The sequence below is a fragment of the Pseudomonas sp. rhizo25 genome, from assembly GCF_031931935.1.
In the GTDB taxonomy this organism is placed as follows: Bacteria; Pseudomonadota; Gammaproteobacteria; order Pseudomonadales; family Pseudomonadaceae; genus Aquipseudomonas; species Aquipseudomonas synxantha.
In genome coordinates this window covers 66103-88688 of record NZ_JAUJXA010000013.1, presented here as the reverse complement: position 1 = coordinate 88688, position 22586 = coordinate 66103, and the positions used below count along the sequence as shown (strand labels likewise).

General features: G+C 53.8%; 17 protein-coding genes and 1 pseudogene. 2 read left to right on the top strand and 16 right to left on the bottom strand.

What is annotated here, in order from left to right; translation table 11 throughout:
• Nucleotides 1–20: 20 nt before the first annotated feature.
• From QZR30_RS22915 to kdpF, 5 genes are all read right to left on the bottom strand, one after another.
• Entirely contained in the window at nucleotides 21–2663 is a 2643-nt protein-coding gene (locus tag QZR30_RS22915) for a sensor histidine kinase (RefSeq protein WP_274358200.1), read from the bottom strand.
• Between the two features lie 138 nt (nucleotides 2664–2801).
• Entirely contained in the window at nucleotides 2802–3347 is a 546-nt protein-coding gene (kdpC, locus tag QZR30_RS22910) for a potassium-transporting ATPase subunit KdpC (protein ID WP_056846421.1), read from the bottom strand.
• Nucleotides 3348–3387: 40 nt separating this feature from the next.
• The gene (kdpB, locus tag QZR30_RS22905; protein ID WP_311904274.1) at nucleotides 3388–5445 is read right to left on the bottom strand and encodes a potassium-transporting ATPase subunit KdpB; all 2058 of its coding nucleotides are present in this window, start codon (nucleotides 5443–5445) and stop codon (nucleotides 3388–3390) included.
• Nucleotides 5446–5465: 20 nt separating this feature from the next.
• Nucleotides 5466–7166: a potassium-transporting ATPase subunit KdpA gene (gene kdpA / locus QZR30_RS22900; protein ID WP_046071563.1), complete on the bottom strand. Its 1701-nt coding sequence runs from the start codon at nucleotides 7164–7166 to the stop codon at nucleotides 5466–5468.
• A gap of 10 nt (nucleotides 7167–7176) precedes the next feature.
• Complete coding sequence (gene kdpF, locus QZR30_RS22895; RefSeq protein ID WP_003218754.1) at nucleotides 7177–7266, bottom strand: K(+)-transporting ATPase subunit F; 90 nt, start codon at nucleotides 7264–7266, stop codon at nucleotides 7177–7179.
• A 371-nt stretch (nucleotides 7267–7637) separates the two neighbouring features.
• Here kdpF and eat point away from each other — a divergent pair, with 371 nt between their 5' ends.
• Both eat and QZR30_RS22885 read left to right on the top strand, forming a co-directional pair.
• Nucleotides 7638–9002, top strand: a complete 1365-nt coding sequence (eat, locus tag QZR30_RS22890; protein WP_046071562.1) for an ethanolamine permease — start codon at nucleotides 7638–7640, stop codon at nucleotides 9000–9002.
• Between the two features lie 112 nt (nucleotides 9003–9114).
• On the top strand, nucleotides 9115–9282 hold the full coding sequence (locus QZR30_RS22885; RefSeq protein ID WP_003172675.1) for a DUF2897 family protein: 168 nt from the start codon (nucleotides 9115–9117) through the stop codon (nucleotides 9280–9282).
• An 8-nt stretch (nucleotides 9283–9290) separates the two neighbouring features.
• On the opposite strand, the gene QZR30_RS22880 is transcribed toward QZR30_RS22885, so the two are convergent.
• The 11 genes and pseudogenes from QZR30_RS22880 to wecB all read right to left on the bottom strand — a co-directional run bounded on the left by QZR30_RS22880 (nucleotide 9291) and on the right by wecB (nucleotide 22579).
• Entirely contained in the window at nucleotides 9291–10139 is an 849-nt protein-coding gene (locus tag QZR30_RS22880; RefSeq protein WP_311904271.1) for an urea carboxylase-associated family protein, read from the bottom strand.
• Nucleotides 10140–10153: 14 nt separating this feature from the next.
• Nucleotides 10154–10554, bottom strand: a pseudogene (locus QZR30_RS22875) (GntR family transcriptional regulator).
• Between the two features lie 756 nt (nucleotides 10555–11310).
• Entirely contained in the window at nucleotides 11311–12483 is a 1173-nt protein-coding gene (locus tag QZR30_RS22870) for an acyltransferase family protein (protein ID WP_311904269.1), read from the bottom strand.
• Between the two features lie 294 nt (nucleotides 12484–12777).
• Nucleotides 12778–14643, bottom strand: a complete 1866-nt coding sequence (locus QZR30_RS22865; RefSeq protein ID WP_311904268.1) for an acyltransferase family protein — start codon at nucleotides 14641–14643, stop codon at nucleotides 12778–12780.
• A 417-nt stretch (nucleotides 14644–15060) separates the two neighbouring features.
• Complete coding sequence (locus QZR30_RS22860) at nucleotides 15061–15393, bottom strand: ComEA family DNA-binding protein (protein ID WP_311904266.1); 333 nt, start codon at nucleotides 15391–15393, stop codon at nucleotides 15061–15063.
• 111 nt (nucleotides 15394–15504) lie between these two features.
• Nucleotides 15505–17499, bottom strand: a complete 1995-nt coding sequence (locus QZR30_RS22855; RefSeq protein WP_311904283.1) for a polysaccharide biosynthesis protein — start codon at nucleotides 17497–17499, stop codon at nucleotides 15505–15507.
• A gap of 163 nt (nucleotides 17500–17662) precedes the next feature.
• On the bottom strand, nucleotides 17663–18841 hold the full coding sequence (locus QZR30_RS22850; protein WP_311904265.1) for a DegT/DnrJ/EryC1/StrS family aminotransferase: 1179 nt from the start codon (nucleotides 18839–18841) through the stop codon (nucleotides 17663–17665).
• A 108-nt stretch (nucleotides 18842–18949) separates the two neighbouring features.
• Nucleotides 18950–19567, bottom strand: coding sequence for an acetyltransferase (locus QZR30_RS22845; RefSeq protein WP_311904263.1), 618 nt, complete (start codon nucleotides 19565–19567; stop codon nucleotides 18950–18952).
• A complete protein-coding gene (locus QZR30_RS22840; RefSeq protein ID WP_311904262.1) occupies nucleotides 19564–20160 on the bottom strand; it encodes a sugar transferase in 597 nt (198 codons plus the stop codon). The genes QZR30_RS22845 and QZR30_RS22840 overlap by 4 nt, the downstream gene beginning before the upstream one ends.
• Nucleotides 20161–20211: 51 nt before the next feature.
• On the bottom strand, nucleotides 20212–21444 hold the full coding sequence (locus QZR30_RS22835) for a glycosyltransferase family 4 protein (protein ID WP_311904261.1): 1233 nt from the start codon (nucleotides 21442–21444) through the stop codon (nucleotides 20212–20214).
• A gap of 4 nt (nucleotides 21445–21448) precedes the next feature.
• Nucleotides 21449–22579, bottom strand: a complete 1131-nt coding sequence (wecB, locus tag QZR30_RS22830; RefSeq protein WP_311904260.1) for a non-hydrolyzing UDP-N-acetylglucosamine 2-epimerase — start codon at nucleotides 22577–22579, stop codon at nucleotides 21449–21451.
• Nucleotides 22580–22586 lie beyond the last annotated feature (7 nt).

The window sequence follows — 22586 nt, the reverse complement described above, 5'->3', positions numbered from 1 at the left end:
CAAGCTCGCTCCTACAAGGTTTATTCCAGGGCAGGCTGTGTCGGCAATGGCAGAAACAGGGTAATGCAGGTACCCCGCCCTTCAATGCCATCGGCCACGCTGATATGCCCGCCATGCGCGCCGACCATGCCCTGGCAGATCGCCAGGCCGAGGCCGGTGCCCTGCCCGCCCCGGTCGCCGCGGGCAGCGGTGTAGAACATGTCGAAGATATTCGCACGCTCATCCTCGGGAATTCCCGGGCCCTCATCGGCCACGGCAAAAAACAGCTGGTTGTCGGCCACGCCCGCGCTCAACTGCAAGCGGCCCTGGGGTGGCGAAAAACGTGCGGCGTTTTCCAGCACATTGACCAGTGCCTGTTCGATCAACGCTGCATGCACATACAACAAAGGCAGTTCCGACGGCATATCGGTACTCACCTGTAAGGGTGCGAGCACCGCGCGCAAGCGTGCGAGGGCACTGCCGACGATATCGCCGGGCGACACCCAATCGCGCGCCAGTTTCAGCGCGCCGTGGCCCAGGCGCGTCATGTCCAGCAGGTTCTGGATATAACGATCCAGACGCTCGGCTTCGTCACGGGTACCCTCGAGCAACTCGCGGCGGTCCTCCAGGGGAATGGCCTCACCGAGGGCCAGCAGGCTGTCGATGCTGCCGCGCATGGAGGTCAAGGGCGTGCGCAAATCATGGGACACTGAAGCAAGCAAAGCGCTGCGCAGTTGTTCGGTTTCCCCATGCAGGCGCGCCGATTCCAACTCCTGCCCCAGCTGTGCCCGCGCCAGCGCCTGGGCCAGCGGCTGGCTCAACGCAGTGAGCAAGCGCCGACGCTGGCCACTCAACTCCAGGCCCGGTTTGGCACTGACACCGAGCAAGCCCAATGGCCCCTCTTCACCCGACAGCGGCCACCACCACCAACGCCCAAACGGCAAGGTGCCGGTGCCCATGCCCGCGGGCTGGTCATGCTGCCAGGCCCAATCGGCGGCAGCGCGCTCGGCTTCGCTGAGGGTCAATGGGCCGCCGGTCTCAATCTTCCAGCCGCCTTGGCCGTCGCGATTGACCAGGCACAGGTCGAGATCACTCCAACCTTGCAGATGATGGGCCGCGGCACTGATCACCGCCTGGCGATCGGTGGCAGCGGTGAGCTTGCGCGACAGGTCGAGCAGCTCGCTGGTTTCCTCCTGAGTATCGCGCAACGCCTGCAACTGGCGCCGCTGACGTGCCGCAAGGTTACCGGTCAAGGCCGCCATCAGCAGAAAGAACAACAGGGTCAGCACATCCTCTTCGCGCTGGATGGCGAAGGAAAAATTCGGCGGGATAAACAGAAAGTCGTAGGTCATGAACGACAATGCCGCGCACACCAGGGACGGCCCCAGGCTGCTGCGCACCGCCACCAGCAGCACGGCAGCGAGAAACACCAGTGAGATATTCGGCAGCGGTAGTAGGCTGGATACGGCCCAGGCCACGGCAGTAGCGACCACCGTGGCAACCACGGCCAAGGCGTAATCGAACCACACCAACCCGCGTACATCCGGCAGGCGCGGTGGTGCAGGCATGTCATCGCTGTCGAGGACGTTGATTTCCAAGCCTCGGGCATTGCGCAACAGGCGCGCCGCCAAACCGCCACCGAACAAGCGCCGCCGCCAGCGCATGCGCGACTGCCCCACCAGCAACAAGCTGGCGCGGCGTTCAGCGGCATGCTGGATCAGCGTCTTGGCCACTTCCCCGGCACGCAGCAGCACCACTTCTCCACCCAGCCGCTCCGCCAGTTGCTGGGCGTTCTGCAGGCGCAGGCGCGATTGCTCGTCCCGCGCCCGGCCGTTATCGACATGCACCAGGCTCCAGGGCAAATGCCGACGCTGGGCCACCCGGCTGGCATGGCGCACCAGGCGTTCGGCTTGTGCATCGCCATCTACGCCGACCAGCAAACGCCCGCGGACTGCCGGCGCGGCCTGGCCCAGTTGACGGTAGCCCTGGGCCAGGTCGTCGTCGACATGGGCGGCGGCGGTTTGCATGGCCAGCTCGCGCAGGGCCATGAGATTGGTCTGGGTAAAAAACGCATCGATGGCCGCACGCGCCTGCTCCGGTACGTACACCTTGCCGTCACGCAGGCGCTCCAGCAGCTCGCGGGAAGGCAGGTCGATCAGCAGCAGTTCGTCGGCCTCCTGCAGCACCCAGTCCGGCAGGGTTTCACGTACTTGCACGCCAGTGATGCCACGCACCTGGTCATTGAGGCTTTCCAGGTGCTGGACGTTGACCGTAGTGAACACGTTGATGCCGGCGGCGAGCAGTTCCTGAATGTCTTGCCAGCGCTTTTCATGGCGGCTGCCGGGGGCGTTGCTGTGGGCCAGCTCATCCACCAGCACCAGCTTGGGCTTGGCGGCGAGCAGGCCGTCGAGGTCCATTTCTTCAAGCATTACGCCACGGTACTCGCTGCGTAGCAGCGGTTGTTGCGGCAGGCCGCTGAGCAAGGCTTCGGTCTCGGCGCGGCCGTGGGTTTCGACCACACCGGCAATCAGGCTTACGCCTTGGCGCAGCTGGGTGTGGGCCGCCTGGAGCATGGCGTAGGTCTTGCCCACGCCGGGCGCGGCGCCGAGGAAGACTTTGAGCCTGCCACGGCCGTTACGGGGCAGATCGGCTAACAGGGCGTCGGCGCGGCCGGAGTCGCTCATGCGGGTTCCTTCAGGCAGGTATTTTCAGGTCAATGAAGATCAACTGTGGGAGGGGGCTTGCTCCCGATAGCGGTGTATCAGCGACAGATATTTCGACTGAACCACCGCTATCGGGAGCAAGCCCCCTCCCACAGTGGTTCAGAGTTTTTCCAGGGCCATGTTCAGGGCCAGGACGTTTATCACCGGCGGCCCTACCAACGGGCTTTCGATGTGCTCATCCAACAACCGCTGCAACGTCGCCACCGGCACATTCCGCGCCGCCGCTACCCGCGCCAGTTGATAGGCAATCGCCTGTGGTGGCAAGTGTGGATCAAGACCACTGCCAGAGGTAGTCAGCGAAGCCAATGGCACCGGGCCCTGGCCAGGCACCGATTGCTTGCTGGCATCCTCGAAGATGCGGGTCGCCAAGGCCGGATTGCTTGGCCCCAGGTTACTGGCACTGCTGGACACCGTCGCAAAAGCCCCGGCTGACGGGCGTGGGTGAAACCAGTTGTCGCCGGTAAAGTCCTGGGCGATCAGGCTGGAGCCGCGCACTTTGCCACTGGCATCGCGCACCAGGCTGCCATTGGCCTGGTCGGGGAAGGCCACTTGCGCCACGCCAGTGACCACCAGCGGGTAGGCCACGCCAGTGATCAGGCTCATGAGCACCAGCAGGCTCAGGGCCGGGCGGATCATCTTAGTCATCGTCAAATCCTCAATAATTCGGCAAACCAACGGGGCGAGTTCAAACCAGGTGCAGCGCGGTCAGCAGCATGTCGATAGCCTTGATACCCACGAACGGCACCAACAGCCCACCCAGGCCGTAGATCAGCAGGTTGCGTCGCAGCAAGGCCGCCGCACTCGCCGCCTGCACCCGCACGCCGCGCAGGGCCAGGGGAATCAGCACCACGATAATCAGCGCGTTGAACACGATGGCCGACAGGATCGCGCTCTGCGGGCTCTGCAAGTGCATGATGTTGAGCACGCCCAATTGCGGATAGATCGAGGCGAACAGCGCCGGCAGGATCGCGAAGTATTTGGCTACGTCGTTGGCGATGGAAAAAGTTGTCAGCGCGCCACGGGTCACCAGCAATTCCTTACCGATCTGCACCACGTCCAGCAGCTTGGTCGGGTCGCTGTCGAGGTCGACCATGTTGGCGGCTTCGCGCGCCGCCTGAGTGCCATCGTTCATCGCCATGCCGACGTCGGCTTGGGCCAGCGCCGGAGCGTCGTTGGCGCCGTCGCCGCACATGGCAACCAGGCGGCCATCGTTCTGTTCATGACGAATACGCGCGAGTTTCTTCTCCGGCGTGGCTTCGGCCAGCACGTCGTCCACACCGGCTTCAGCGGCGATTGCGGCGGCGGTCAACGGGTTATCACCGGTGACCATCACGGTGCGAATCCCCAACTTGCGCAGCTCGGCAAAACGCTCGCGGATGCCGGGCTTGACCACGTCCTTGAGATGAATTGCACCGAGCAACTTGCCATCGGCACACACCAACAAAGGCGTACCGCCGCTTTGGGCGATCTTGTCGATCTCCCGCGACAGTGGCGGTAGAAGCTCGCTGCGTGGCTGACCGATAAACGCCAGCAGCGAATCCACGGCGCCTTTGCGGAATACTCGGCCCTGGTAGTCGACACCGGACAAACGGGTTTCGGCAGTGAACGGTACAGCGGTCAATTCATCCAGGCTCGGCTCGGCTTGCGGGTGCAAGGCACGCAGGTATTCGACGATGGATTTGCCTTCCGCCGTGTCATCGGCCAGGGACGCCAGCAGCGCGCCTTCGGCTAGTTCCCGGCCACTGACGCCAGGCGCAGCGACCACCGCCGAGCAGCGACGGTTACCGAAGGTAATGGTGCCGGTCTTGTCCAGCAGCAATACGTGCACGTCCCCCGCCGCTTCCACGGCGCGACCGGACTTGGCGATCACGTTGAGGCGCACCAGGCGATCCATGCCGGCAATCCCGATGGCCGACAGCAAGCCACCAATGGTGGTCGGAATCAGCGTCACCAACAGTGCGACCAGGAACACTAAGGGCAAGCTGCCATTGGCGAAGTGGGCAAAGGGCTGCAGGGTCACCACCACCAGCAGGAAGATCAAGGTCAGGCCGATCAGCAGGATATCCAGCGCGACTTCGTTGGGGGTTTTCTGGCGCTTGGCACCTTCCACCAGCGCGATCATGCGATCCAGCGTGGACTCACCGGGGTTGGCGGTGATGCGGATCAGCAGCCAGTCAGAGACCAGCCGTGTGTTGCCAGTAACGGCCGAGCGGTCGCCGCCGGACTCGCGGATCACCGGGGCGGATTCGCCGGTGATCGCCGCTTCGTTGACCGCGGCGATACCTTCGACGACCTCGCCGTCACCGGGGATCATTTCGCCGGCGGCGACACGCACCACATCGCCTTTGCGCAGGCTGGTGGCCGGCACCACCTTGAAGCTGCCATCGGTCTCCTGGCGCCGAGCGCTCAAGCCTTCGCTGCCGGCCTTGAGGCTGTCGGCGCGGGCCTTGCCACGGCCTTCAGCCAGGGCTTCGGCGAAGTTGGCGAACAGCACGGTGAACCACAGCCACACCGCGATTTGCACTGCAACAAAGGTCGGCACGGTGGTATCGGGCACAAAGCACAATACGGTGGTGAGGATGGCGGTCAGTTCGACCACCAGCATCACCGGTGAGCGTTGCAGTTGGCGTGGGTCGAGCTTGACGAACGCCTGGACCAGTGCCGGACGCCAGAGGGCCGAGATGGCGGTTTTGGCAGGCTCCTGGGTTTTGACCGGTGCCGCGTTTTTTGCAGGCATATTCATTTTCATGTCCCCTAGGCTCTTCATTTAGCAACAGCCATGCTCAAGTGTTCAGCGATAGGCCCAAGCGCCAGCGTTGGCAGGAAAGTCAGGCCGCCCACCAGCAAGATGGTCACGGTCAACAAAGTGACGAACAGCGGGCCATGGGTGGGGAAGCTGTTCTGGCCAATCGGTGCTGCCTTCTTCATCGCCAGGCTGCCGGCCAGGGCCAGTACCGGGAGGATGTAGCCAAAGCGGCCGATCAACATGCCCAGGCCAAGCATCAGGTTATGGAACGCGGTATTGGCGCCGAGGCCGGCAAACGCCGAACCGTTGTTGGCACTGGCCGAGGTGTAGGCGTACAGCAACTGGCTGAACCCGTGGGGCCCGGGGTTACTGATGGCACCTGCCGGGCCTGGCAGGCTGGCGGCGATGGAACTCAGCACCAGCACACCGACCGGCATCACCAGCAGGGTCACCACCAGCAATTGCACTTCCTTGGCCTGGAGCTTCTTGCCCAGGTATTCCGGGGTGCGGCCAATCATCAGGCCGGCGAGGAACACGGCGATCAACACGTTGAGCAACATGCCGTACATGCCGGCACCAACGCCGCCGAAGATCACTTCTCCGACCATCATGTTAACCAGCGCCACCATCCCGCTCAGGGGGCTGAGACTGTCCTGCATGCCGTTGACCGAACCGTTGGACGCCGCGGTGGTGGTCACCGACCACAGCACGGTACCGGTGGTGCCAAAGCGTGTTTCCTTGCCTTCCAGCGGTGCGGTTTGCTCCACGGCTGGGTGGTTCAGGGTTGGATTGGGCTGGTATTCGGACCACAGCGACGTCGCGCCGCCGATCAGGAACAGTGCCAGCATGCAACCGAGGATGGCACGGCTCTGACGCAGGTCTTTAACGTAGTGGCCAAAGGTAAACACCAACGCTACCGGGATCAGAATGATCGAAGCCACTTCGAACAGGTTGGCCCAGGCCGTCGGGTCCTCGAACGGATGCGCCGAGTTCACACCGAAGAAACCGCCGCCGTTGGTACCCAGTTGCTTGATCGCAATCTGGCTGGCCGCCGGGCCCAGGGGGATGACTTGGTCCACGCCCTGCATCGTCACGGCATCAATGTAATGGGCGAAGGTTTGCGGCACGCCCTGCCATACCAGGAACAGCGCCAGCACCAGGCACAACGGCAACAGGCCGTAGAGGGTGGCGCGGGTCATGTCGACCCAGAAATTGCCCAGCGTCTGGGCAGATTTGCGACCAATCCCACGGCATAAGGCGACCAGGACTGCGAGGCCAGTCGCCGCACTGACGAAGTTCTGCACAGTCAGGCCGACCATCTGGCTGAGGTAGCTCAGGGACGCCTCACCACTGTAGTTCTGCCAGTTGGTGTTGGTCATGAAACTGACGGCAGTGTTGAACGCCAGGGTCCATTCCTGGCCCGGCAGTTTTTGCGGGTTGAGCGGGAGGGAGCCTTGGAACAACAGGATCGAGAACAACAGCAAGAAGCCCGCGAGGTTGAATGCGAGCAAGGCCAGCATGTACTTCTGCCAGCTTTGTTCCTGCTGTGCATCCACACCCGACAGGCGATAACAGGCGTTTTCCACCGGCCCCAGTACTGGGCTGAGCCAGGTACGCTGGCCTTCCATCACCTTGTAATAGAACCGCCCCAGGAACGGTGCCGGCACCAGTACCACGGCAAAGAAGGCGATGATCAGCCAATAGTCATAACTGTGCATAGCCCTGCTCCTAGTTCCGATCCGCGCGTAACAGCGCAACCAGCAGATAAATGAACAGCGCCACGGCCAATAGCAGTGACACCCCGTCCAGAACGCTCATGGAAGTTTCTCCGTTTAACGGCCGAGTGCCGCGTGTGGGGCCATTGTCCGCAGGAGGGGTGTAAAGGAACGAGAGCGAGGGTGGGACCGGGGCGTAAAGATGGCGTAAAGAGTGGCTTTATGCGGGCTTTATACAGGGGTCAGACGTCCCGCAGGCGCGCGTTGGCAACGCGATCAAAATGTGGGAGGGGGCTTGCTCCCGATAACGCCAGCCCAGCCACCACCGCCCTCACCTGGTGCATCGCCATACAGTTTCAAACGCCAAACCATCCTGCCAACGACACTCGCACCGCTTTACGACAGCACTTTGGGAAGTGGCATGTCCACTGCAACACCCTGAATCATTCCAACCCCTTCAGGGAGCACCCCACCATGACCACACACCTCAAACCCACCTTGGGCACCCTGCATCTATGGGGTATCGCCGTCGGGCTGGTGATCTCCGGAGAGTACTTCGGCTGGAGCTATGGCTGGGGCGTGGCCGGCACCTTGGGCTTCCTGGTGACCTCATTGATGGTCGCCGCGATGTACACCTGCTTTATCTTCAGTTTCACCGAGCTGACTACCGCCATTCCCCATGCCGGTGGGCCGTTTGCCTACAGTCGTCGTGCCTTTGGTGAGAAAGGCGGCCTGATTGCCGGGTTGGCGACCCTGATCGAATTCGTGTTCGCTCCGCCGGCGATTGCCTTAGCCATTGGCGCCTATTTGAACGTGCAATTCCCGGCTCTGGACCCGAAACACGCGGCTGTTGGCGCCTATATTGTGTTCATGGGCCTGAATATCCTTGGTGTAAAACTTGCCGCTACTTTTGAGCTGGTGGTGTGCGTACTCGCCGTCGCCGAACTGCTGGTATTCATGGGCGTGGTCGCCCCGGCGTTCAGCTTCAGCAATTTCGCCCTCAATGGCTGGGCCGGTTCCGACACCTTCGGCGCGCCGGCAATTGCCGGGATGTTTGCTGCGATCCCCTTCGCCATCTGGTTCTTCCTCGCCATCGAAGGCGCGGCCATGGCGGCCGAAGAAGCTAAAGATCCCAAGCGCACGATTCCAAAAGCCTACATCAGCGGCATCCTGACCCTGGTGATCCTGGCCATGGGCGTGATGTTCTTCGCCGGTGGCGTGGGCGACTGGCGCACCTTGTCGAACATCAACGACCCACTGCCCCAGGCGATGAAAACCGTAGTCGGCGAAAGCTCCGGCTGGCTGCACATGCTGGTGTGGATTGGCCTGTTCGGTTTGGTAGCAAGCTTCCACGGCATCATCCTCGGCTACTCGCGGCAGTTCTTTGCCCTCGCCCGCGCCGGCTACCTGCCATCTTTCCTGGCCAAACTGTCGCGTTTTCAGACACCCCACCGCGCCATCATCGCAGGCGGCGTGGTCGGCATCGCCGCCATCTACAGCGATGGCCTGATCAACCTGGGCGGCATGACCCTGACCGCCGCCATGATCACCATGGCCGTGTTCGGCGCTATCGTCATGTACATCATGAGCATGCTCAGCCTGTTCAAACTGCGTAAGACCGAGCCTCTGCTGGAACGCACCTTCCGCGCACCGGGCTACCCCATCGTGCCGGGTATCGCATTGGTACTGGCGGTGGTGTGCCTGGTGGCAATGGCTTGGTTCAATGCGCTGATCGGGTTGATCTTCCTGGGCTTCATGCTGGTGGGCTTCGTCTACTTCCAACTCACCGCACAAGACCGCGCCGATGCCCCCGCGGATGCGATGTTGACAGGACTATAGGGCCTGCGAGGCAGAACGGGCCTACAATGAACTACTCAGAAAGCCCGTAACTCAAAGCAGTTATCACCGTAGGAGAATTCTTCGACGGTCATCTGCCTCAAGGAGAGCCCTTATGCCGTGGTATGCGTGGTTGATTATGGTAGTAGCGATCGGGTCGATCGTCGGTGGGCTGATGATGCTGCGTGACAGCGCCAACAAAGTGGAACTCACCGACGAACAACGCAAACGCGTGGCAGAACGCAATGCCCAGGCAGATGCCAAGGATGCGCAGGATCGCTGAATCTTGAGTTACTCCCAATCCGCCTTGGCAATCTGCAACCCGTGCTGCCCCTTGTAGGCAGCACGTTCCGGTTGGCTCCAGCCGCTCAGTAACCCATCCTCCAATCTGTAGATTTCCACCCCCAACGGACGACAAACCGTCAGCGGGTCCTGCGCATCAGGCCCCCACATTGGCAGCGATAGATCCCCACCCGGGCAGGTCGACAACGCGCACAGCAAATCAATCTCGGCAAAGAACTCCAGGTAATCGCCCTTCTGCGCCGGACAGGCTTTCATAAAGTACATGTCATCGTGATTGAGGCCCGAGCACTGGAAAATATTCAGCACGTCATGCACGTCGAACTCAGTCAGGCCATGAGGCAATACCGCACGGGTCAGGTTCGAGTGGCAGTGGTGATGGAAGTCCTCACCGGTCAGCATACGGTTCACATAAGGGTCGCAACGCGTGCCAAGCAAATCGTGCAGGCGGCCGCCGTGCTCATCGATGCCGTAGTTGGTGAGGCTGTCGTCGGTGATGGTGACCAAGGGTCTTAAAAAGGGCAGGTTCGACCATAGACGGTCGTGAGTGCTGACATGGGCGCCTTGCAATTGCCTCGTGCGCGCAGCCCACAAGCGCTCGCGCGGGTCATTGGCGTTCCATACGTTGAAGTCGCCTACCTGCGGTCCAAATGGTGTGGTCACACGGAACACATGCCCAGCCGGTACTTTCCATGCCCTGCCCGTACGGATCGGTACCTCGAATTGTTCGATCAATGTGCGCTGATCCTGGCGATCGCGGATACGCTCATAGAACGCCTTGTCCACCTGCAATGCTGAGCCTTTGCTGACCTGATAAGCGGCCGGATAGTCTTTGTACATGGGGTAATCCTCTATCAAGGGTGATCAAACAGAGCGAGGGAAAGGTGTTCGGAATCGTCCAGGTAAAGGCTCATCGCCTCGCTGGCTGCCTGGGTTTGGTTGCTGGCCAGCAGCGTATATATCTCATGGTCGCGCTCCAGCCAGGGAGATTGGAAGCGCTGCTCATCCGGCGCGGCGCAGAACACCAGGCGTAACTGGGCAATGACCTGGGCGAAAAACCCTCATTGCGCACATAGCGAGTTAGCTCCTCTTGGTCCAGGCGATGCAGCGCTTCACGAATTGTGTTGCGCGATGCGTTGTACGCGTTGACGAGCTCCTTCTCGATTAATGGCATACCTGGCAATAACCGACCACGGATGATGTCGACACGTAGCTCCAAAGCGATCTGGTCGGCTAAAGACACATTGAGCGTCATCACTACCTCAAAATTGTTGAACAATCATTGGATAATGATGCAATCAAATTTCATGCCAATGGTGCGTGAGAATAAAATGTAACTGCGGCCACGCAGCCTCATACATACTCCAAACTCAGGGACAGACTGACAGCGGAATGCGCGTACGAATGTTGCAAAGTTGGGAGTGATAATTGGAAGAGTAATCGATATTTTTTGCTGGCGTTGCATCGGATCTAGCCGGATGTGAGCCGACAAATACTTTTTGAGCTCAAGCGTAAAGAAAATAAAACCCGACAGACCTGCTGCTGGGAGAGTTGAAACGTTAGCGTCCCAAAAACCTCCGATTCAAGCCGCCATTCGATCCTCTATACTCTGATCACTGTTCTTTCTTAAACCGCTCATAATGACGCACCCGATGCAAAAATCGGAGAAATCTACCATCCCCAAACCTCTCAACTTCCTGAAAATCATCGACGCTCCGGCTGTCGCGGAAGATGCCGTGTGGTAATTAACTCGCGAGCAATCTCGCTCATACATTGACGGCCAAAACTCATCCTCTTCATTCAAGAAAAGATGAAGAGTAAATCGCAAACTTCAGAAACTTAAAGTTATTTTTAGGATGGAGATTAAACTCAGAACAACACACTCAATATAAATCCAGAAAAATATTGACCAATATGCTCATCAGCTTTTACTTAAAAATCCACAGTGCGACTTTAAACAACAAAGTAAGGCAAGAAACCAACACCCAAAGAGCAGAATATATCCGAACCATTAATAATTATTCTTTTTCGCTCTAAGCCAGGATGCAAACACATCAACTTTCTGCATGGAGGGTTTTTCTATATAAATGAAAGCGAGCGCACACAAACTTATTAAAATCGGTGTAAGCACAGAAATAACGCACCAAAACTCCAATGGAGAAAGCTGTTTTGCATGATCGAAACCAATGACAAACCTGAACGTAAAAAACAGCAACAAACCATGAAACAGATATATACCATAAGTCATCTCTCCCAAATGAATAGACACTTTAAGTTTGAGAACACCAAACATACTATTTCCACCCGCAACAAAACAAAATACACAAATAAGCAATAGACGAGGAATCAAGTCAACATAAATTACAGAATAATTAAAACCCATAAAAAACAACATAAAAATTATACACAGCGAAACAACACCTTTTCTCGCCACCCTATTAAATACTTCATAACGAACAACCACAGATGCAAACATCCCACCCAAAAACAACCATGCAAAACTTTTATCATAACCATAATTACTCAGCACATAAACAGCAAAAGCAGTAAACAAAAAGTACTTAACTGGTGGTCTACACCCCATCAAAGTTGCAATAACCGGCAAGAACAAATAAAAAAACCATTCGTAAGGTAGCGTCCATGTAACACCAGCGTTAATAATCCACGTGGAAGGTAAACCGTTTAAATCCGCCGCTCCAAACATCGTAAATCCAAGCCACTTCAAACTCGAAATGAGATTATGAGAAAATGACTGAGGTTGGGAGTCTTTTGTAAGACCCCACACGATCACAAACAGCAAAACAGTGGATATAAAGTAAAGTGGGGTTAATCGAAAAAAGCGCGAAATGTACAAACGGGCCCAATCGATTTTTTTGGTTCTACTATTTAAAATCTGATTAAAAAACAAAAAACCCGTAATCATAAAAAACAAAGCCACTCCCACCTGGCCGAAATACACGAACAATCTAGACGGCGGTAGCGCCCAAGTGCCGGACTGCAAATAGTAATACCATATACACGAATGATGGAGAAATACAAAGACAGCCAGATAGCCCCTTAAACCATCGATAGTTATAAAACGGCTACGAAACGAAGGATTTACCAGTTCTTTCTGAAAAACTTTAGTAAAAAACAACGAAACCAATATAACAAACAGTGCGGCAATCAAACTTATTATTTCCACTTAATCATACTCTTCTTGCACTGGCCCCATGGAAACCCTAGGTAATATCGTAGTGTTTTTACGACGCCTACACCACACAGTTCTTTGAGAAATCAGGACCTTCTCAAATCTTACTATATTCCCTCGACACATTCCTGTCATGCCATAAATATATCATTCTGAACGTCGCATGCGACAGATATAATACGTTCGCACTCACCCTAGAAAGCCCCCCTCCAAAAAACAGCAAATTCGACAAGTACGTTAACGCATCTGTATTTCAGCGAGGGAAGGGAAATTATTAGTTTTTTATTATTATTTGAATAGCTCACTCTTCCTGATTAGGTACTGAGAAGCCTGACTAGATAGATGAGCCTGATCCCATGCTGTAGGTACTGGCCCGTTAGGCTCATCTAAATAGGTCATACATCCATCAACATTGCAAAACACATCTTTAACCGACACATATCGCGCCCCACTTTTCTCACTAATACCCCTAATACCAGCGTTGACTTCGGCGTCCTCAATCAAAAAATGCTTTTCTCGACCCGGAATAATCGAACCGTTGATCAATACATTGTTGAGCATAATATCAGAGAGAATACCGCTCCAAATAGGCGCCGGCCCGAACACCACTACATCCTTGACACCGTTTCGCTTAAGAAAATCAATAGTCCTCTCTAATGTAGACCAGTTGTAAAAGGACCATCGTGCAGACAATATTACCTGGTCCGGATGATTATCCTTTATCCATTTTTCTACGAAACTGTTGATCGCCTTACAGTTAACTCTATTTTCGACAGCAACATTTATAAAGGGCGGACAACCGCTCGCGGTTAACTGGATCAAATTTTCGTTAGCTGAAATCCGAGGAACTATACCAGGATAAAGGTGTGCTGCGTGTGAATCTCCCCACAGTAATACTGTTCTCCCTTTCTTGTTTGGATCAAGCTCAGCACACGCGTTAAAATCTGTATAAGGCTGCTCGGGGTTTAAAAAACACTCGCCCATTCGATAGTCGTTAAAATCAAACCTATACTTCGAAAGAGCCACAGCACTTTCTGGCAATCTTGATGGATATCCATCTGCTTTACGAATTAAATGGCCAACCAATACCACGGACAAAATCAAAACGATTGACAAAACAAACCTGGCCTCAATGCGTAAGCGTAGGAAATATTCTATTGCGCCGCGCTCAACAAATCTATAAGACACCTCAGCCAACAAAAACGTTAAAGCAACACCGAAAAATATCGTATCTACAGAATTATCAAGACCTAGGTAGCTAATTAACACGATTAACGGCCAATGCCATAGATAAATTGAGTATGATCGAGTTCCAACATACTGAATCAGTCGCCCCGAAGTCCAAAAACTATTAGACCCCGCATAAATTATAAGTACTGTTGCGGACACTGGCAGTAGCGTGGCGAGGCCCGGCCAGGTCGACTTACCACTCAATAATATCGCTGAGCCTATAATGACTATAAAACCTACGTTTGCGAGCCAAGATAATTCTTTTTTTCTTTCAGAGATAAGAAAATATACACACCCTCCCAATAACATTTCCCAAGACCTGGAAAAGGTAGAGAAAAAAGCGACATCCTTATCTACTTCAGAAAGATACAAGCAATACCCAAACGACGCTAAACAGCTAATGCTGATAATTAGAAATTGAAATTTGCGGCCACTTTTTATTATCCACGCAAGACTCATGACTAACGGTAGCACAATATAGAATTGCCATTCAACCGACAGAGACCAAGTATGGAGCAGTATCTTCTGATGGGAACCAATGTCAAAATAGCCATTCTGCTGCAAGAAAAGATTGTTAGATACGAATCCAATAGATGTAACAATCTGGATTGCTAACGCATGATACCTTAGCGGGGAAAGATACAGCCACCCTAAGGCAATCAATACCACGCTTAAAAATATAAGCGCAGGCAAAATTCTGCGCGCCCTAGCAAAATAAAATTTCAATATCACTTGTGGCAGTTCACGCAGCGAGACCACCTCTAGTCTGTTAATTATTATTCCAACCATCAAAAATCCAGAAATCACAAAAAATACATCTACACCTAAAAACCCCCCTTTAAAAAAATCCACTCCAAAATGAAATAGCACAACTAGAGTTACAGCCCAGGCTCGAAGTCCGTTTATATCTTTTCTAAATATCATTTGCAAAACCACCTACTTAAAACGCTGCGCAGCTAAAGAAGCATTAGTTATGCGTAATCGGAGCCTGGCAACGTGATAGCACCTTGCTTCGCTATAACTTCTGCGTACAAATTCCGCAAAAACATATCGGAATAAGTACGTCTATTTTGAGCTTACAGAACCTTGGCCATCGCCTTTAACTCCGCCTATGCTGAACGCTAAGTATGATACGAAAAATTAGAAGGATACAACGAGACCATTCACTTGGCGAGTTCTACCTATAGCTAGATCGTGTAAACGGCGGTACCCGAAGCAGAGCAGGGTACGAATACTGATGAAGCGAGCTTTAGGAAACTTTAATGCCGTTGGGGCATTGGCGGATGCAGAATTAAGAGCGTGAAAAAGCCGATCAATGACCGGCCTTTCGGGTACACCAGGTTAGTTGATAAACAATCTGTCGCGATTCTTCTCGAGTAATGCCTTACCAATGCCTTTTACTTCCAGTAACTCATCCACTACGGTGAAAGGACCATTGCTTTCGCGGTAGGAGATGATGGCATTTGCCTTGGAGGCCCCAATGCCGAACAAATCACGACGTAGTGTTTCAGCATCGGCGGCGTTGAGGTTGACCTTTGTGGATTGCTCAGTCTTGGCGGCCTGGGCTAGGGTAGGAGCTGCTACTCCGGGCTTGGCGACTGGAGCTGCGGTGGTAGCGACTGAGAGGCTGGTGAGAAAGGCGAAGATGAGGGAGGAAATGAATGTGTTTTGCATTAGTGACGCTCCATAACATCAATAAGAGGAAAGCAGCTTTTCCGAAGCTGCTTTCCTAACTTAGGCGATGGTTGGAAGGTGTCAAAGGTGGGTGAGTAACAGAGTGTTAACTCACGGTTCCAGACGGCGCTGCTGATAAATCCAATCAACGATCTCGCCGTCAGGGGAGTAGCCACTCACCGTTTCGCGCAACAGTTGGCGGACACGGGTGTAATCATCTTGCTCAACGGCCATCAGCAACTCTGACAGCTTGGCTTTGAGTACATCCCACGCCAAGTGATCCTCATTGGCACTCATGATCATCGGATGCTGCGTAGCGACCACATTGTCGCCAATAAGCAACTCTTCGTATAGCTTTTCGCCTGGACGCAGGCCAGAGAATTCGATTGAGATATCTCCATGCGGGTTCTTCTCTGAGCGAACACTCAAGCCAGAAAGATGAATCATTTTCTCTGCGAGCTCGACGATTTTCACCGGTTCGCCCATGTCAAGAACAAACACATCACCGCCGAGGCCCATGGAGCCAGCCTGGATCACTAGCTGTGCCGCTTCTGGAATGGTCATGAAATAACGAGTAATTTTTGGATGCGTAACCGTGAGCGGACCACCCGACTTAATTTGCTTGTGGAACAGGGGGATCACTGACCCAGAAGATCCCAGCACATTACCGAAACGCACCATAGTGAAACGGGTTTTATTGACCCTCGAGATATTCGACACGTCACCGAACAACACTGGTGCTAGTTCACGACTAAGTGCTTGTAGGGTCAACTCGGCCAAACGCTTGGTACTTCCCATCACATTAGTGGGGCGAACCGCTTTGTCAGTGGAGATCAACACAAAGTTCGAGACCCCCCCCTGCAGTGCAGCCTGCGCCGTGTTCAACGTACCGATAACATTGTTCAACACCCCTTCAGCGATGTTGTGTTCGACCATCGGCACATGCTTGTAGGCCGCGGCATGGTAGACGGTGTCCACATGCCAGGTTTTCATTACATCCAGTAGTTTTGCCTGATTGCGCACAGACCCCAGGATCGGCAATAACTTCACCGGCAGCGATTCGCGGGTGACACGTTGCTCAAGCTCCGAAAGAATACTGTAGAGATTGAACTCACTGTGTTCAAACAACAGCAAGGTGGTGGGGCGCAAGGTTAGAATCTGTCGGCAAAGCTCTGAACCAATCGAGCCACCCGCCCCCGTTACCAAGACACTCTGCCCTTTGATACAGTGTTCGAGCAGCTCCGCCTGCGCAGGCACTGTATCTCGTCCTAACAAATCGCCGATATCGACTTCCTGGATGTCATCTACTTTGACCCGCCCACTGGCCAAGTCCATAAAACCGGGAACACTTCGTACGTGCAGCGGAAAACCTTCTAGGAAACTGAGAATTTCACGACGGCGACCGCGATTGGAGGATGGAATAGCCAACAGGATCTCTTGCGCACCTGTGGCATCGATCATACGTTGGATGTGCTTGGGTTTGTAAACTTGAAGACCAGAAATAATACGATCCGCTATGCTGGTGTCATCATCGATAAACGCCACGGGCCGCATCACCCTGCCCATGCGCAAAGCTGCAACCAATTGATTGCCGGCAGCACCCGCACCATATATGGCGACACGCGGCAGGCCGTCGTCACGATTGGTGAACGGTACATGTTGTGATGCAGCGAACCAGTCGCCTAAGAAATACTGACGCATGGCCAAACGCAAGCCACCGATCATAATCAGACTCAACCACCAAAAGTTGAAGATGATGGAGCGTGGGACTACATTCTGATGGTTGCTATACCAGTAAACGACAACTCCGAGAATCAACGAGGAGAGACTCACTGCCTTGATAATGGCGACCAGCGCGTCGTTACCAAAGTAACGCATTACAGCGCGGTACATTCCAAAACGGATGAACAGTGGGATAGTCACCACTGGAGCAGTCAGAAACAACCATGGGTGCTGAATAACTGGGTTGACCATTTCGTCGATCCCCAACCGCACCACAAAAGCCATCCACAGCGCAAACCAAACCAGAACAACGTCTGTGGATACCTGTATCAGACGCTTCTGACGACGCGGTAAACCCAGTAATAAAGCTCTCAACTTCTCCATAACACCTTCAACCACCTCGTACCGCTCCTGCAACTTACGTTACCAGTTTGACGACATGAACCAACGCACTCACTGTGCTATATCGCCACTGGATCTCGCCGACTGGCAAGCTTTTTAGCTAAAAAACAAGCCAGACCACTTATTCAGTAAACCGTACGCAGATTTAATCCACTGCTGCCAAGCTCATGACTTCCCTTAGCACTTTACAGGTTTTATCAATCTCAGATGCCTCAAGCGTGGGATGCACAAGGAACATCAAGCTATTTTCGCCCAAGTCTTGAGCAACAGGGAGCCTGCGTGAAGGACGAAACCCGGTGTTGTCAAACGCCTTTTCAAGGTACACCTCGGAACATGAGCCCGAATAGCAGGGTACACCGCGCCCGCTAATCTCAGACAAGAGACGATCACGATTCCAATCGGGCTTCAGCTGTGCAGGCTCGACAAACACATAGCATTTGTATGCGGCATGAACAATATCTGCGGGGATAGAGGGCACTCGAAGTCCATTCAATTCATGAGCGCAATTCCATATACGGCGGGCATTGGCCAAGCGGCTGGCTTGCCATTCGGGCATTCGGCGTAACTGAATGCGGCCTATCACCGCTTGTACCTCAAGCATACGCCAGTTAGTTCCAAATCCCTCGTGAACCCACCGAAACCCAGGTGGGTGTTCACGTTCATACACCGCTTCCCAGCTCTTACCATGATCCTTGAACGCCCACATCTTCAGCCATAAAGAGCGATCATTTGTGGTAACCATGCCGCCCTCACCGCCCGTGGTCATGATTTTATCCTGGCAAAACGACCAAGCGCCGATATGCCCGATGGATCCCACCGGGCGCCCCTTGTAAACAGCACCGTGTGCCTGCGCACAGTCCTCAATCACCTTCAAACCATGGGCATCAGCCAGTTCCATGATCGGGTCCATGTCACAAGACCAGCCGGCCAGATGAACGCATATAATCGCACGAGTGCGTGTGGTTACGACGGAGGAGATTGTCTGTGCATTGCAATTTTGCGAGTCGCGATCTACATCAGCAAATATCGGAATAGCGCCTGCATTAACAATGCTGGATACCGAAGCAAGGAACGTGCGCGACGTTACAATTACTTCGTCGCCAGCGCCAATGCCCAATGCCAATAGCGCCAAATCGAGAGCGACAGTACCGTTTGCCAACGCAATGGCGTATTCGGTAGTTGACCAAGCGGCGAACTCTTTTTCAAACTCGCGGCATTCCTTACCAGTCCAATAGTTTACTTTGTTGGAAAGGATAACATCGCGTACCGCGTCGGCTTCTTCGGTAGTAAAAGAGGGCCAAGGAGAAAAGGGAGTATTCAACACAACACAGTACCCATTGATTCGATAATAAAAGTAAGGGCCGCAGTATGCGTCCGTTCGTCTGTCATAATTCCTGGTGACCACCTGCGCTCTACAAGCCGCAGAGCGCGCTTAACGTGGTTTGGCTGGCACACCAACGACTGTCTGTGAGTCGGCGATATCAGCGACCACTACCGCACCAGCCCCAACCATTACCAGGGAACCAATTTGCAAGGACTGCCTCACACAGGCGCCAATTCCTATCCAGCTCATGCTGCCGACCCGGACAGTCCCCGCGAGCCTTGCACCGGGGCTGATGTGGACGGCATCCCCAAGCGTGCAATCGTGATCAATACTACACCCAGTATTCAGAATTGCACCCGGACCTACCTGAGTATCTGCATTCACCACCACGCCCGCAAAAACAACTGACCCAATACCTATTGCAGCATACCGACTAATGGTTGCGTCGGGGTGAATCAACGAAACTAACTGCGCGCCTGCTCCCGCGAGTTCTGCAAGCTTGGCATGACGGACCTTATTATCACCGATGGCCACTAAAACCCCCTCATATTCACTGAGATGGTTCAACAGGGTCGAGGTGTCACCTGCGATTCGCCATGCGCCGTTCATCTCACGTCCAGACCATGCGTCCTCGAAGAACTCGACAACATCCCAGCCGCAACACTCTGCCGTATCAGCGACAACTTTACCGTGACCGCCGGCACCGACAATAGCTAAACGCTTCATTGGTTACCACCTGTGAACTTAGACATCGTTGCTTCACCGTTAGCACTGATGCCTTCCCGGACAATCACTTTTTTCAATGTCAAGAACACAATTTTCAAGTCTAGCAAGAGCGTGTGGTTGTCGACATACCATATATCGAGTTTGAATTTATCTTCCCAACTCAGCGCATTACGCCCGTTGACTTGCGCCCAGCCTGTAACGCCTGGACGAACTTCATGTCGCCGAAATTGTTGCGGGCTATAAAGCGGAAGGTATTCCATCAGCAGTGGACGCGGCCCGACCAAACTCATTTCGCCTTTTAAAACATTCCATAAGCCCGGAAGCTCATCGAGACTGCTGGAGCGCAAAAAAGTGCCAAATGTGGTCATGCGTTCAGAGTCAGGCAGAGCGTCACCATTTGCGTCCCAGGCATCTTTCATTGTGCGAAACTTGATCATTTCGAAAGGCTTGCCGTGCAATCCAGGACGCACCTGGCGAAAAAGCACCGGGGTGCCCAGCTTTCGACGGACCTGCCAGGCGACAAGTGCAATGACGGGCGATAGCAACAACAGCCCAAAAAACGATGCAACTATATCAAATAACCGCTTGAGCATCTGGCAATCCCGCACTCTGTACTGATACTGACACTTTAACGCTGCCGACTCTCACTGGCTACGTTTTCTGGCAAGCCGCTTAAAAATCACGGCAAAACCATCGACACCTTTGCGCAACGACAAATTAGCTCGGTAGAAGTCACGACCCTTTTCAGACATTGCATTCCGTTCGGCAGGCGTTGCATTCATCAATTTTTCAACTGCCTCAACCAATGATTCCGGATTCTGAGATTGCGCGATATGACCACATCCACTGTGGGTGACCAAGTCAGCCGCATCACCATCCACGCCCATCAGTAATGGCTTGCCAACCGCCATGTATGCTTGAGTCTTAGACGGTATCGTGATGGTAAACAACGGGTCTTTTTTAAGGTGAACCAGCAGCGCGTCCGCGCTGCTCAAATAGTTTCCGACCTGCGCCATGGAAACCGCCGGCAGGAACACTACATTATTCAGCCCCTCATCATTTACCCTTTGCTCCAAGCGTTTAACTTCAACCCCGCCCCCCAAGAATACAAACACCATGGTTTTGCCCCGCAACTGCAGAATCTTCGCAGCGTCGAGAACAGAGTCAAGCGCTTGGGCTTTACCTATATTTCCGGCAAAAAGCACGCGGAAGCGCGAGTCGTTCGGAAACCCATCCGGAATCTTATAAGTAGATGCCGTAATCTGATCTTCCGCACACCAATTATAAATGACCTCAATTTTCTTTTCAGGAACTTCGCGCTCGATTAGGAGACGCTTGAACCCCGGCGATAAAACCACTAACTGGTCAACATGTCGGTAGACCCAATTACAAACTTTTGAAACGACATTCAACGCTGCTTCATTTGAAAACATTCCCGTTGCACGCAATGTATCAGGCCACATATCCTGAATATCATAAACTACTGGCACGCGGCGGAAAAACCTGATAAACACCGCCGCTATGCCTACTGTCAACGGTGGATGATAAGCATAAATTACATCCGGACGCTTTGCACCAAACAAGCCATACAATAAACTTGTTGCCGCAAAGCTCATATAATTCGCGACTCGACCTACGCCACTCTGGCCATGGCTGGGATATAAAGGCAGCCGTGTAACTCTGACTCCATCAATTACTTCTTTTTTGATCAAGCGCATGCTAAAGCCAGGATAAATCCTGCCACCCGGGTAGTTGGGGAAGCCAGTAACGACTTCAACTTCAAAGCCTCGATTTACAAGCTCTCGCGCAAAAACCAGTCCTTTGAAAGTGGGTTCAGGATCGAACCACTGAGTCAAAAGCAAAACACGAACTGCCATTTAGTTAATACCTTTTCCAGACTACGCGCATAACATAATCGCGATAGCTGTGAATGATCCGGATCACCTTATCAGCTACGTTTGGCATGCTGTAATCCGCAACAAGACGTAAACTACGCTCACCGCCACGTCGCTGGCTGTCGAGCAACAGTAAGCCCTGCATCACGCGTTCTACCTCTAGGCCTACCATCATCACCGCCGCTTCTTCCATCCCTTCCGGACGCTCATGCGCTTCACGTAAATTCAAAGCAGGGAAGTTGAGTATTGACGACTCTTCGTTGATGGTACCGCTGTCAGACAACGCGGCCTTGGAGTCTAACTGCAGCTTGTTGTAGTCCTTGAAGCCCAATGGTTTGAGTAAACGCACACCTTCATGAAATTTTATGTTAAGCGCATCAACACGCTTTTGAGTACGAGGGTGGGTTGAAACAATCACTGGATATCCAAAATGCTCAGCAACTGCATTTAGTACATCCACTAACTTTAGGAAATTTTGATCTGAATCAATGTTTTCCTCCCGATGTGCGCTGACCACGAAAAACTTACCGGGTTCGAGCCCCAAGCGATTAACGACATCAGACGCCTCAATGCCTGATCTATAGTACTGAAGCACTTCGAACATCGGGCTGCCCGTTTTAATGACCATGTCCGGCGACAAGCCCTCGCGCAGCAAGTAATCGCGCGCGATGGTGCTGTATGTGAGATTGATATCTGCGGTGTGATCAACAATTCGACGATTAATCTCCTCTGGCACTCGCATATCAAAGCAGCGATTACCAGCTTCCATATGGAAAGTAGGTATTTTACGGCGCTTGGCAGGAATAACAGCCATACAGCTATTAGTATCACCAAGTACCAGCAACGCCTCGGGATTCACCTCCGCCAGCACGCGATCAACTGCAATGATCACATTGCCAATCGTTTCAGCGCCACTGGCGCCCGCTGCATTTAGAAAAAAATCCGGCTTACGAATACCTAGATCGTCAAAAAAAATCTGATTAAGTTCATAGTCATAGTTTTGGCCGGTATGCACCAGAACGTGCTCACAATGCTCATCCAGCGCAGCCATAACTCGAGACAGGCGAATAATTTCCGGCCGAGTACCTACAACAGTCACAACTTTCATCTGCTTCATCATTATT

Excerpts from the sequence above, each read along its gene's own strand:
- QZR30_RS22845 (WP_311904263.1), bottom strand. The coding sequence starts at position 19,567 with ATGAAGCGTTTAGCTATTGTCGGTGCCGGCGGTCACGGTAAAGTTGTC.
- QZR30_RS22885 (WP_003172675.1), top strand. The coding sequence starts at position 9,115 with ATGCCGTGGTATGCGTGGTTGATTATGGTAGTAGCGATCGGGTCGATC.
- kdpA (WP_046071563.1), bottom strand. The coding sequence starts at position 7,166 with ATGCACAGTTATGACTATTGGCTGATCATCGCCTTCTTTGCCGTGGTA.
- QZR30_RS22915 (WP_274358200.1), bottom strand. The coding sequence starts at position 2,663 with ATGAGCGACTCCGGCCGCGCCGACGCCCTGTTAGCCGATCTGCCCCGT.
- QZR30_RS22865 (WP_311904268.1), bottom strand. The coding sequence starts at position 14,643 with ATGATATTTAGAAAAGATATAAACGGACTTCGAGCCTGGGCTGTAACT.
- eat (WP_046071562.1), top strand. The coding sequence starts at position 7,638 with ATGACCACACACCTCAAACCCACCTTGGGCACCCTGCATCTATGGGGT.
- kdpB (WP_311904274.1), bottom strand. The coding sequence starts at position 5,445 with ATGAATATGCCTGCAAAAAACGCGGCACCGGTCAAAACCCAGGAGCCT.
- QZR30_RS22880 (WP_311904271.1), bottom strand. The coding sequence starts at position 10,139 with ATGTACAAAGACTATCCGGCCGCTTATCAGGTCAGCAAAGGCTCAGCA.
- QZR30_RS22840 (WP_311904262.1), bottom strand. The coding sequence starts at position 20,160 with ATGCTCAAGCGGTTATTTGATATAGTTGCATCGTTTTTTGGGCTGTTG.
- QZR30_RS22835 (WP_311904261.1), bottom strand. The coding sequence starts at position 21,444 with ATGGCAGTTCGTGTTTTGCTTTTGACTCAGTGGTTCGATCCTGAACCC.
- kdpF (WP_003218754.1), bottom strand. The coding sequence starts at position 7,266 with ATGAGCGTTCTGGACGGGGTGTCACTGCTATTGGCCGTGGCGCTGTTC.
- QZR30_RS22855 (WP_311904283.1), bottom strand. The coding sequence starts at position 17,499 with ATGGAGAAGTTGAGAGCTTTATTACTGGGTTTACCGCGTCGTCAGAAG.
- kdpC (WP_056846421.1), bottom strand. The coding sequence starts at position 3,347 with ATGACTAAGATGATCCGCCCGGCCCTGAGCCTGCTGGTGCTCATGAGC.
- wecB (WP_311904260.1), bottom strand. The coding sequence starts at position 22,579 with ATGAAGCAGATGAAAGTTGTGACTGTTGTAGGTACTCGGCCGGAAATT.
- QZR30_RS22860 (WP_311904266.1), bottom strand. The coding sequence starts at position 15,393 with ATGCAAAACACATTCATTTCCTCCCTCATCTTCGCCTTTCTCACCAGC.